General features: G+C 33.5%; 11 protein-coding genes, 1 pseudogene and 1 riboswitch. Of the genes and pseudogenes, 7 read left to right on the top strand and 5 right to left on the bottom strand.

All coding sequences use genetic code 11. From position 1 onward, the window contains the following. Window positions 1-30: 30 nt before the first annotated feature. Both htrA and KVH43_RS03615 read left to right on the top strand, forming a co-directional pair. Entirely contained in the window at window positions 31-1,227 is a 1,197-nt protein-coding gene (gene htrA / locus KVH43_RS03620) for a serine protease HtrA (protein WP_255547803.1), read from the top strand. A gap of 144 nt (window positions 1,228-1,371) precedes the next feature. Beyond that, window positions 1,372-1,884 carry a YhcN/YlaJ family sporulation lipoprotein gene (locus KVH43_RS03615; RefSeq protein ID WP_218283515.1) on the top strand — a complete coding sequence of 171 codons (513 nt, stop codon included), beginning with the start codon at window positions 1,372-1,374 and terminating at the stop codon, window positions 1,882-1,884. Between the two features lie 35 nt (window positions 1,885-1,919). On the opposite strand, the gene KVH43_RS03610 is transcribed toward KVH43_RS03615, so the two are convergent. Further along, a complete protein-coding gene (locus tag KVH43_RS03610) occupies window positions 1,920-2,237 on the bottom strand; it encodes a hypothetical protein (RefSeq protein WP_218283514.1) in 318 nt (105 codons plus the stop codon). 213 nt (window positions 2,238-2,450) lie between these two features. On the opposite strand from KVH43_RS03610, the pseudogene KVH43_RS03605 reads away from it, so the two are divergent. The 3 genes and pseudogenes from KVH43_RS03605 (at window position 2,451) to KVH43_RS03595 (ending at window position 5,522) form a co-directional block, all read left to right on the top strand. Further along, window positions 2,451-4,901, top strand: a pseudogene (locus KVH43_RS03605) (heavy metal translocating P-type ATPase). 19 nt (window positions 4,902-4,920) lie between these two features. Beyond that, complete coding sequence (locus tag KVH43_RS03600; RefSeq protein WP_218283513.1) at window positions 4,921-5,136, top strand: heavy-metal-associated domain-containing protein; 216 nt, start codon at window positions 4,921-4,923, stop codon at window positions 5,134-5,136. Window positions 5,137-5,189: 53 nt separating this feature from the next. Then, window positions 5,190-5,522: a metal-sensitive transcriptional regulator gene (locus KVH43_RS03595; RefSeq protein WP_218283512.1), complete on the top strand. Its 333-nt coding sequence runs from the start codon at window positions 5,190-5,192 to the stop codon at window positions 5,520-5,522. A gap of 22 nt (window positions 5,523-5,544) precedes the next feature. Here the strand turns inward: KVH43_RS03595 and ribH are convergent, their stop codons facing one another. Genes ribH through ribD form a run of 4 tightly spaced genes read right to left on the bottom strand, consistent with a single transcriptional unit; the run spans window position 5,545 to window position 9,001 of the window. Continuing rightward, the gene (gene ribH, locus KVH43_RS03590; protein WP_218283511.1) at window positions 5,545-6,006 is read right to left on the bottom strand and encodes a 6,7-dimethyl-8-ribityllumazine synthase; all 462 of its coding nucleotides are present in this window, start codon (window positions 6,004-6,006) and stop codon (window positions 5,545-5,547) included. A gap of 2 nt (window positions 6,007-6,008) precedes the next feature. Then, entirely contained in the window at window positions 6,009-7,217 is a 1,209-nt protein-coding gene (locus tag KVH43_RS03585) for a bifunctional 3,4-dihydroxy-2-butanone-4-phosphate synthase/GTP cyclohydrolase II (RefSeq protein WP_218283510.1), read from the bottom strand. Window positions 7,218-7,248: 31 nt separating this feature from the next. Continuing rightward, a complete protein-coding gene (gene ribE, locus KVH43_RS03580) occupies window positions 7,249-7,899 on the bottom strand; it encodes a riboflavin synthase (protein ID WP_218283509.1) in 651 nt (216 codons plus the stop codon). 1 nt (window position 7,900) lies between these two features. Next, window positions 7,901-9,001: a bifunctional diaminohydroxyphosphoribosylaminopyrimidine deaminase/5-amino-6-(5-phosphoribosylamino)uracil reductase RibD gene (ribD, locus tag KVH43_RS03575; protein ID WP_218283508.1), complete on the bottom strand. Its 1,101-nt coding sequence runs from the start codon at window positions 8,999-9,001 to the stop codon at window positions 7,901-7,903. A 114-nt stretch (window positions 9,002-9,115) separates the two neighbouring features. Then, a riboswitch (FMN riboswitch) is annotated at window positions 9,116-9,233 on the bottom strand. A 433-nt stretch (window positions 9,234-9,666) separates the two neighbouring features. Between ribD and KVH43_RS03570 the strand changes: the two genes are divergently transcribed. Both KVH43_RS03570 and KVH43_RS03565 read left to right on the top strand, forming a co-directional pair. Further along, window positions 9,667-10,857 carry a glycine C-acetyltransferase gene (locus tag KVH43_RS03570; RefSeq protein WP_218283507.1) on the top strand — a complete coding sequence of 397 codons (1,191 nt, stop codon included), beginning with the start codon at window positions 9,667-9,669 and terminating at the stop codon, window positions 10,855-10,857. 44 nt (window positions 10,858-10,901) lie between these two features. Next, window positions 10,902-11,852 (top strand): L-threonine 3-dehydrogenase, encoded by a 951-nt coding sequence (locus tag KVH43_RS03565; protein WP_218283506.1) that lies wholly within the window; start codon window positions 10,902-10,904, stop codon window positions 11,850-11,852. The last annotated feature ends 143 nt before the right edge of the window (window positions 11,853-11,995 follow it).

The raw sequence follows: 11,995 nt of genomic DNA, 5'->3' as shown, positions 1-11,995 counted from the left end.
TTTATCTATATTATACGAGGTGGTGATTTTATGGAAAATAGACAAAGAGAGCAAGAAATTATTGATGTACCTGTAATTACTTATGTAGAAGACAAAGTGGAAAAAAAGCCTAGAAAACGAAGAAATTTAAGCCTTGTGGTGGTTATTTTGATTTCAGCACTTATAGGGGGAGTCATTTCAAGCTATGTAATGCCTGTATATGTATTTGGAAAGTTGATTCCTTATCCACAAAATTATTTTGGTCCAGATATAAAGCAAGTAATTCATGTAAATCCTAAGAGTACAGAGTTTTTAGTATCTGCTGTAGCCAAAAAGGCTATGCCATCTGTTGTAGGGATTACAACAACAAGTATTGAAAGAGATTTTTTCTTTGGACCACGAACAGCAAAAGGATTAGGAACAGGTGTTATAGTAGATAAAAGAGGCTATATACTTACAAATGCACATGTGGTGCATAATGGAAATGTTGAAGAGTTAAAGGTATTATTTGATAATGGAAAGAAAAAAGATGCAAAAATACTTTGGAGCGATGCTGCATTAGATTTAGCAGTGATAAAGGTAGATGGTGTCAAGGTAGTCCCAGCAGATTTAGGAAACTCTGATGATTTGCAGGTTGGAGAGATTGCTATTGCTATAGGTAATCCTTTAGGAATGGAGTTTGAAAAAACAGTTACATCAGGAATTATTAGTGGACTAAATAGAAGTGTAGAAATAAATGAAAATGAAAGAATTGAAAATTTAATCCAAACAGATGCTTCTATTAATCCAGGAAATAGTGGAGGACCACTTCTCAACAGCAAAGGAGAAGTTATTGGAATCAATACAGCTAAAATCAAATCTGGAGAAGGATTAGGCTTTGCTATTCCAATCAATATAGCAAAACCTATTGTAGATCAGTTTATAGAAAAAGGAGAATTCAGAAAGGTATATATGGGTATTCAGGGGATAAATGTAGATATATTTGAAAGAAGTACAGGAATAGATTTGATTACGGATGAAGGAATATATATAGCAAGGGTATATAAAGGTTCTCCAGCAGCAAAGGGAGGTTTAAGGACAGGTGATGTAATCATTGGTATAGAGGACAAGAAAATAAATAGCATGACTCAATTGGTAAAAGAGTTATATAAATATAGACCAGGCGATACTGCAAATATTAAAATTATGAGAAATGATGAAGAAAAGACTTTAAAAATAAAATTAGAAAGAATACCAAAAAATTATTAAGCCAGTAAAAATGCTGGCTTATTTTTTTTGTGTTTTTTATATTTGAGAAATAATACAAATATTAGTTAAAGTTTCAAGCCATATAAAAAGAAAAAAGACAGAAAATAATAATGTAGAATAATAAAAATAGAAAGGAGAATTGCTTTGAGCAAAAGGATAAAATGTATTTTTGTAATCGCAGTGATTTCTATTTTTGCAGCATTTTTGGCTTTAGGCTGTACACCAGCTAGAAGACCTGTTCCAGAAGTAGATAGATATAAAAATAAAGTAGTTCCAGAAAGATATAATGATCAAAGAAATTTAACTTATGATAATATCCCAAATAGGATGAGAGATTATGCTGTTAATAAGAAAGGTGAAAATGTAGCTTTAGAAAGAGAAATTGAAAGAATGTCAGGAATAGAAGATGCAGTAGTTATTTTAGATAGGGATACTTGTTATGTAGGAGTAGATACTGATACTGGAGTGCCTATTGAGAATATGAAGGCGATGCAAACTAGAATTGCAAGTAAAGTAAGAGAAAAAATGCCTAGTATAGTAAGAGTATATGTTACATCGGAGGAAGATAGAGTAAAAAGATTAAGAGGCTTTAGAACTAGTATTATGAATGGAAGAGATGTTAGAGAATTTGTAAATCAAATAAAAGCTTTATTCTAGAAAAAAGGTTTCTCGATTATGAGAAACCTTTTCGATTATTTTTTATACATACATTGCATAGCGCGTATTTTGCAAGCTTCAGCCTTGCACATATAAGCCATATATTCATTCATGTGTTCTGCACAGCATAAATCCTTCATGTCTTCTTCTCCCATCATAGGAGGGCACATAGGCATCTGAGGATAAGGCATACCACCCATCATGGGCATTTGAGGATAAGGCATTCCGCCCATCATAGGCATTTGAGGACAAGGCATACCACCCATCATAGGCATCTGAGGATACATTGGACATTCATAATCATTGCCGTAATCCTTATCATAATCCTTCATATAATCATCACATCTAGACATTGTATTTCCCCCTTGTAATTTTAGATTATTTTTGTTCTCTCAGTTATAACATATGCAATGTAAAAGTGTTGTGCTACAACAAAAATGAAAAGTGGGTTACATAAGTAAATTAGTTTTGGAAAAACTAAAAGTGTTAATTCTACTTGACAAACCAAAAAAAGAATTATAATATGAATATGTACCGTAGGGGGGTATAGTATAAGGAGGTGCGAGATGTTGTTAAAAATACTTAAAATAGAGGGAATGAGTTGTGCAGCGTGTGCAAAAGCAGCTGAAAGAGCTGTGAAAAAGCTAGAGGGTGTGACAGATGCGAATGTAAACTTTGCTACAGAAAAGTTGGTTGTCACATACGATGAGACAAAAATACAGCTAGAGGATATAAAAAGTGCTGTAAAAAAAGCAGGATATGAAGCAACAGATGAGGAAGATACAAAGGAAATCATTATAGGAATAGAAGGAATGACCTGAGCGGCTTGTGTAGGAGCTGTTGATCGGGCAATCAACAAATTAGATGGAATAAAGTCTGTAAATGTAAATATTGCTACAAACAAGGCGGTTGTAGTTTATGATGCGAGCAAGGTGAGAATATCAGATATAAAGGGAGCAATAAAAAAAGCAGGTTATACTCCAGCTGAAATTGAAAAAAAGGATATGAAGGATAAAAACAAAGAAACTCAAGAAAAAGAAATGTATACTTTAAAGAAAAAATTTATACTGTCTTTCATATTTGCAGTGCCCTTATTGTATATTGCTATGGGACCTATGATTGGATTAAGCTTGCCAGAAAGCATAGATCCAATGAAAAATCCATTGAACTTTGCGTTGGTGCAGATACTTTTGGTATTGCCTGTACTGTTTGCAGGAAATAAGTTTTATACTAAAGGAATTAGTGCTATCTTTAGAAAAAGTCCAACTATGGATTCCTTAGTAGCTATGGGAACTGGAGCGGCGGTTATTTATGGTTTTTATGCAGCTTATAGAATTTTTACTGGAGATGTTTCCTATGCTCATGATTTGTATTTTGAATCAGCAGGGGTGATTATTACTCTGATTTTATTAGGAAAATACTTAGAAGCTGTCAGCAAGGGAAAAACATCTGAAGCCATAAAAAAATTGATGGGATTAGCACCAAAGACAGCTATTGTAATGAAGAATGGTAGAGAAATAGAAATCCCAATAGAAGAAGTAGACGTTGGGGATATGATTGTTGTAAAACCGGGAATGAAGATCCCTGTAGATGGAGAGGTTGTAGAAGGACATACTTCAGTAGATGAATCAATGCTTACAGGAGAGAGTATTCCTGTAGAAAAGAGGATAGGAGATAGAGTTGTAGGAGGAAGTATTAATAAGCAAGGAGCGATTATGTTTAAAGCAACAAAGGTAGGAAGTGATACGGCCCTTGCTCAGATTATAAAATTGGTAGAGGAAGCACAAGGATCAAAAGCACCGATTGCAAAAATGGCAGATATTGTTTCAGCTTATTTTGTACCTGTAGTTTTTGGTATTGCGCTACTTTCTGCACTAATTTGGTATATAAGTGGTGCTACACCAGTATTTTCTTTAACTATATTCATTGCTGTGATGGTGATTGCTTGTCCATGTGCATTAGGACTTGCTACACCAACAGCTATTATGGTTGGAACAGGAAAGGGTGCAGAATATGGAGTTTTAATCAAGGGAGGAGAAGCTCTAGAAGGAGCACATAAAATACAGACTATAGTATTTGATAAAACAGGAACGATTACAGAGGGAAGACCAGAGATTACAGATATTATAACTACTGGAAAAATAGATAAAAATCAGCTGCTTCAAATCGCAGCTTCTGCGGAGAAGGGTTCTGAACATCCTTTAGGAGAGGCTATTGTAAGAGGTGCAGAAAAAGAAAATATTGAAATATTAAAAGTAGAAAGCTTTTATGCTATTCCCGGGCATGGAATAGAAGTAACAGTAGAAAATAAAAATGTATTATTGGGAAATAATAAGTTAATGAAGGATAAAGGTATAGATTTATCTATATTAGAAGAAGCTTCAAATAGACTTGCAGCTGAAGGAAAAACGCCTATGTATATAGCAGTAGACAATGAGCTTGCAGGGATTATTGCTGTAGCAGATATTGTTAAGAAGAGCAGCAAAGAAGCTATTATGAAGCTTCATGAAATGGGTATAGAGGTAGTTATGATTACAGGAGACAATAAAAGAACAGCAGAGAGTATAGCAAAGCAAGTGGGTATAGATAGAGTTCTTGCAGAAGTGCTTCCAGAGCATAAAGCAGAAAATATAAAAAAGCTACAAAAAGAAGGGAAAGTTGTAGCGATGGTAGGTGATGGTATTAATGATGCACCTGCATTAGCTTCAGCAGATATTGGTATAGCTATAGGGTCAGGCACAGATGTTGCCATAGAATCAGCAGATATTGTATTGATGAAGAGTGATTTGCTAGATGTAGTTACTGCAATAAAGTTGAGTAAAAGTACCATTAGAAATATAAAACAAAATCTATTTTGGGCGTTTTTTTATAATTCATTAGGAATTCCGTTAGCAGCAGGATTGTTTTATGCATTCGGAGGTCCTAAGCTTAATCCAATGTTTGCAGGAGCTGCTATGTCATTAAGCTCTGTATCTGTTGTTACAAATGCACTTAGATTAAAAAGATTTAAACCATAAAATAAGAGGAGGAAATAGAATGAAAAAGCTAATGATAATCGAAGGTATGAGCTGTATGCACTGCGTAAATCATGTGAAAAATGCACTAGAGGAATTAGAGGGAGTAAAGACAGCAACTGTAGATTTACAAGGAAAAAATGCTGTGGTAGAATTAAAGCAAGAGGTTGAAGATAAAGCATTAAAAGAGGCTGTAGAAGAAGCAGGCTATGATGTTGCAGAAATAAAAGTTATTTAGTGTCAAAAAAGTCTTAGAGATTCTCTAAGACTTTTCTTATAAGGAGGAGCGAAATGGGTAAAATTGAAAGAAATCCAGTAGACAAGCATTGTGAAAAAAAGCTAAATGAAAGACATGTAGACCGACCAGAAAAAGTAAATGGTGCATTAATCAAAAGACTTAATAGAATTGAAGGACAGGTAAGAGGGATTAAAGGAATGATTGAAAGAAATGTATATTGTGATGATATCCTTATTCAGATAGCTGCAGTACAATCTGCTATGAAGGGCGTCGCAAAATTATTGCTAGAAAGTCATATGCATACCTGTATTGTAAGTAAAATTAAATCAGGAGATGAAGATGTAGTAGATGAATTTTTAAAAACTATTGATAGAATGATTAAATAAAAGGTGGGAAGTTCCCACCTTTTTAAAATGCTTTTAATAAATTTGCCATCTCAATAGCTGTAACAGCTGCATCATACCCCTTGTTTCCAGATTTTGTACCAGCACGCTCGATTGCTTGTTCGATAGTATCTGTTGTAAGTACGCCAAATATTACAGGAACTTCAGTTTCTAATGATACATGCGCAATACCCTTTGAAACTTCATTAGATACATAATCAAAGTGAGGGGTAGCACCTTTTATAACAGCACCTAAGCAAATAACTCCATCATATTTTTTTGATTTTGCCATTTTTTTTGCAACTAGTGGAATTTCAAAAGCACCAGGAACCCAGATTATTTCAATATTTTCTTCTTCAACACCGTGGCGCTTTAAAGCGTCTAATGCACCAGATAATAACTTTCCACCAATAAACTCGTTAAATCTTCCTACGATAATACCAAATTTTAAACCTTCTGCAATTAATTTACCTTCATAAATTTTCATATTTATTCCTCCTCAAAGTTTAGCATATGTCCCATTTTTTTTTGCTTTGTTTTTAAATAAAACTCATTTTGATCATTATAATCTATTTGAATAGGTACTCTTTCAACAATTTCAAGTCCATAGCCTGAAAGACCAGATAGCTTCTTTGGATTATTGGTCATAAGCTTTATTTTTTTTATTCCTAGGTCATAAAGAATTTGTGCACCTATTCCATAATCTCTTAGATCTTCAGGGAAACCTAGAGCCAAATTAGCTTCTACTGTATCCATTCCTTTATCTTGAAGGGCATAAGCTTTTAATTTATTGATAAGCCCAATGCCTCTTCCCTCTTGACGCATATATAAAAGTACTCCTCTTCCCTCTTTTTCTATATTTTTTAAAGCTGTAGCTAATTGATCTCCACAGTCGCAGCGAAGGGAACCAAAGCAATCACCAGTCAAGCATTCTGAATGAACACGGACTAAAATAGGTTCGCCACTCTTCACATTTCCCTTTACTAATGCAACATGGTGTTCGCCATTTAGCTTGTTTTGATAACCTATAATTTTGAAATTTCCATATTTTGTAGGCATATTTGCTGATGTTATTTTCTCTACAAGGAATTCATTTTTTCTTCTATAGGTTATTAAATCTGCAATGGTAATGATTTTTAAATTATGTTTTTTTACGTATTCCATCAATTGAGGTATTCTTGCCATTGTTCCATCTTCATTCATTATTTCACAGATAACTCCAGCTGGATAAAGTCCTGAAAGCTTAGCTAAATCTACAGCGGCTTCTGTATGACCTGCTCTTTTTAATACTCCACCTGACCTTGCTGCTAGAGGAAATATATGCCCTGGTTTTCTAAAATCATCTGGCTTTGAAGACGGATCTAATACCTTCTTTATTGTATGAGCTCTTTCAAAAGCTGAAATTCCTGTAGTTGTATCTGTTGCATCAATAGATACAGTAAAGGCAGTTTGATGATTGTCTGTATTATGAGCAACCATTTGAGGCATATTTAGTTCTTTCAATCTTTCTTTTGTAACGGGCATACAAATTAAGCCACGACCATATTTAGCCATAAAGTTTATAGCTTCAGGCGTTACCTTTTCGGCAGCCATGAATAAATCTCCTTCATTTTCTCGATCCTCATCATCTACAATCACTATGATTTTTCCATTTTTTACATCATCCATAGCTTCTTCTATGGTGTTAAATTTATACATATTATCACCTCTTGTTAATAGGGTATGTTTTTTAAGCAAAGCCATGTTGTTTTAAAAAATTCATATCAATATGGCTTTCAGTTATAGATTTTTCTTTAAAAGATAAAAGTTTTTCAACATATTTTCCAATAATATCGCATTCAAGATTAACCTTATCTCCAATATTTTTAATCAAAAGAGTTGTATTAGCTTTTGTGTGGGGGATGATTGAAACCTTGAAGCTGGTAGAATCTACATAAGCAACTGTTAAGCTGATGCCATCGATGGCAATTGAACCTTTTTGAACGATGTATTTTAAAATATTGGATGATGTAGAAATTGATACCCATATGGCATTGTCTTCTTTTTTAAAATCCTTAATGATACCTGTTCCATCTATATGACCGCTTACTAAGTGACCTCCTAAGCGATCTCCTAATTTTAAAGCTCGTTCAAGATTTACTTTGCTTCCTGGGACTAAAGCTTTTAAGTTGCTTTTTCTAATGGTTTCAGCCATTACATCTCCAGAGAATGTGTTTGTTGTAAATTCTGTTACAGTAAGGCATACGCCGTTTGTAGCAATACTATCTCCCAAAGCAACTCCTTTTAAAACTTTATTTGCCTTTATAACAATTTTTGCTGATTTTGGACCTTTTAAGACGGACTGGATCACACCGATTTCTTCTATAAGGCCAGTAAACATATTAACCCTCCTTTCTCAAATAGGCTTCAACCATTAGATTATCTCCAATAGTAGATACTTGCATTTCTTTTAATAGAATCGCATTTTTCATAAATGCTATTCCTTTTCCTCCTACAGGGCTTTTAGCATCTATTCCACCGATTATTTTAGGAGCGATAAAAGATATTATCTTATCAACTATATTTTCCTTTAAAGCTGAATAGTTAAGGGCTCCGCCTCCTTCTAATAAAATACTGTCTATTTTTTTGTCTCCCAAATAATGCATTAGGAAAGGTAAATCTACTAAGTTTTCTTTAAGTGGGGTAATGATTACCTCAGCTCCTTTCTCTTTAATAGCTTTTATATTTTTTGTTTCTGCAAGCTTTGTTGTAGCAATAATTGTTTTTATGTTTTTACAATCCTTCAGGACATTGGAATTTAAAGGAATGCTTGCACGAGTATCTACAATAATTCTTGTTGGATTAATTCCTTTTTTATTATCAAGTCTTGTAGTAAGCATTGGATTATCCGCAAGAACTGTGCCTATTCCAACCATAATACCAGATACCTGATGTCTCAGTTTATGAACAATTCTTCTAGAACCTTCATTACTAATCCATTTTGAATCACCTGTATGGGTAGCGATTTTTCCATCTAGTGTCATGGCAGTTTTTAATATACAAAATGGAAGCTTTGTAGTAATATATTTTATAAAAATCTCATTTAGCTTTTTTGCTTCTTTTTCTAAAACACCTGTAACGACTTCTATCCCATTGCTTTTAAGGATTTTTATGCCTTTTCCAGCAACTAATGGATTAGGGTCCTTCATTGCAATGACAACTCTTTTTATTTTCTTTTTTACAATGGTATAAGCACAAGGAGGTGTTTTGCCATAGTGAGAGCAGGGTTCTAATGTGATATACATGGTAGCGCCTGTAACGTCTTCTGTTGCATTATTAAAAGCGTTGATTTCTGCATGTGATCCTCCGTATACCTTATGGTATCCTTCTCCAATGATTTTATTGTTTTTTACTATAACTGAACCAACTAAAGGATTAGGGTTTGTATATCCTATTCCTTTTTTTGCAAGTGTTAATGCTCTTTTCATGTATTTTATATCCATTTTTTCATCTCCATTTTAGGTAAAATAAAAAGCCCTGAAAATATTATTTTCAGGGCTGTTGAATTCTATGTTATAATACGCCAAAAACTAGACATATCATAATATGACTATACCTTTTATCTTCTACCATCCAGACTTTACTGTCGGTCTTGGAATTTCACCAAGTCAACCACATTTGTGGCTCGCGGACTATACCGCCGGTCGGGAATTTCACCCTGCCCCGAAGATACTATGTAATTTTATGGATATCTTAACATTGTTTTTTTTATATGTCAATATTAAATTAAATAATAAAATGTAGAATTATAATATATAGGTAAACAACTTCAAAGATTACTTCGTTCAAACAATGAAGGCTACTAACATATTTTTCATGTTATATATATTCTCTATTAAAGAATATTTATAATTTGGAAAATGATTCAAAAAAGTAAGAAATATTCAGAAATTATATTGAAATATGAAGTATATAGTGATATACTGTCCGTAGAATGCGGGCAATTATAAATAGTAATTTATTTTTAAAAGAAGTTAACTATTTTGTAAAATAAAAGTTTATGAAGAGGCAAAAGCTATTTTATAATATGCTTTATATTTTTCACAAGCAAAACAAATGTATTTGTATAGCGTACAAAAATTATTAATATATTTTAGGGGGTATGAAAATGGCAAGTAAAAATTTGGAAAAATTTCTCAAAGAAAATTTACAGGATTTAAAAAGTAGAGGGCTTTATAATGTAATTGACCCGCTACAAGGAGCAAATGGTGCTATTATAAAAATTTCTGGAAGAGAATTGATCAATTTATCATCAAATAACTATTTAGGGCTGGCTACTAATGAAAGATTAATAGAAGCTGCTGTTAAAGCGACAAAAAAATATGGAGTGGGAGCGGGAGCTGTTAGAACTATAAATGGAACATTAGATATTCATATTGAGCTAGAAAAAAAATTAGCAGAATTTAAACACACAGAAGCTGCAATCGTTTTCCAATCTGGCTTTAACTGCAACATGGGTGCCATTGGTGCAGTAATGGATAAAAATGATGCTATTTTATCTGATGAATTAAACCATGCATCTATTATTGATGGATGCAGATTATCAAAGGCAGAAATTATAAGATACAAGCATTCGGACATGGATGATTTAAGAGAAAAAGCTAAAGCTGCTAAGGAATCAGGAAAATACAATAAAATAATGGTTATTACAGATGGAGTATTTTCAATGGATGGAGATATTGCTAAATTGCCTGAAATAATAGAAATCGCTGAAGAATTTGATCTGATCACATATGTAGATGATGCACATGGTTCAGGAGTGTTAGGGAAAGGTGCAGGGACTGTGAAGCATTTTGGATTATCTGATAAGGTTGATTTTCAAATAGGAACTTTATCAAAAGCAATAGGAGTTGTTGGCGGATATGTGGCAGGGAAAAAGGATTTAATAGATTGGTTAAAGGTTAGAGCTAGACCTTTCCTTTTCTCAACTTCTCTAACACCGGGAGCTGCTGCTGCATGTATTGAAGCTATTAATATATTAACTGAAAGTACAGAGCTACATGATAAGCTGTGGGAAAATGGAGATTATTTAAAGAAAGGGTTAAAAGCTTTAGGCTTTGATATTGGAGAGAGTGAAACACCGATTACACCATGTATCATAGGAGAAGAAACAAAAACACAAGAATTCAGTAGGAGATTGAACGAAGAAGGAGTATATGCAAAGTCAATAGTATTCCCAACTGTTCCAAGAGGTACAGGAAGAGTGAGAAATATGCCAACAGCAGGACATACAAAGGAAATGTTGGATAAAGCATTAGCAATATATGAAAAAGTCGGAAAAGAAATGGGAATAATTTAAATTTTAATAAGGGAATATAAGTTTTTTAAATGGAGGTATATTCAATGAAAAAAATATTTGTTACTGGTGCATTAGGACAAATCGGTTCAGAGCTAGTTATGAAAATGAGAGATGTATATGGAAATAATAATGTAGTAGCAACAGACATAAGAAGGGTGGAGGATCATGAAGTTGTACAATCAGGTCCTTTTGAAATATTAGATGTAACTGACGGAAAAAAAATGCATGAGCTTGCCCAGAAACATAAAGCAGATACTATTATTCATCTAGCAGCATTGCTTTCAGCAACTGCAGAGAAAAATCCAATGCTTGCTTGGAATATAAATATGGGTGGTCTTGTAAATGCATTAGAGACAGCAAGAAGTCTAGATTGTAAATTTTTCACTCCAAGTTCTATTGGAGCCTTTGGACCATCAACGCCAAAGGATAATACACCACAGGATACAATACAAAGACCTACAACTATGTATGGTGTAAATAAAGTTTCTGGGGAGCTGTTGTGCGATTATTATTTCCACAAATTTGGATTAGATACAAGAGGGGTTAGATTTCCAGGGCTTATTTCATATGTGACTCCTCCAGGTGGTGGAACAACTGATTATGCAGTAGATATTTACTATGAGGCATTAAAGAGTGGAAAATATACTTCTTATATTGCAAAGGGAACATATATGGATATGATGTACATGCCGGATGCACTTAATGCAATCATCAAATTGATGGAAGCAGATCCTTCAAAGCTAAAGCATAGAAATGCCTTTAACATTACTGCTATGAGCTTTGAACCAGAACAAATTGCTGCTGAAATCAGAAAGCATATAAAAGATTTTAAAATGGATTATGATGTAGATCCTGTAAGACAAGCTATTGCTGAAAGTTGGCCAAATTCAATTGATTCAACAGCAGCAGTAGAGGAATGGGGTTTTAAGGCTGAATACGATTTAGCTAAAATGACAGAGGATATGCTAATAAAATTAAAGGAAAAAGGGATATAAAAAGATAAGAAATAGGTAGTTGCAAAATATAATTTCAATTTATCCACAGGAAAAACAGGATAAAAATGCGATAGCATAGAGAAATACACATAAAAAAAGGCATAACAAACCGAAGGTTAGTTAAACCCTAAATTTTATCAATA

The sequence above is a fragment of the Crassaminicella indica genome, from assembly GCF_019203185.1.
Classification (GTDB): domain Bacteria; phylum Bacillota; class Clostridia; order Peptostreptococcales; family Thermotaleaceae; genus Crassaminicella; species Crassaminicella indica.
The sequence above is the reverse complement of the archived record's forward strand: the minus strand, read 5'-3'. Positions and strand labels throughout refer to the sequence as shown.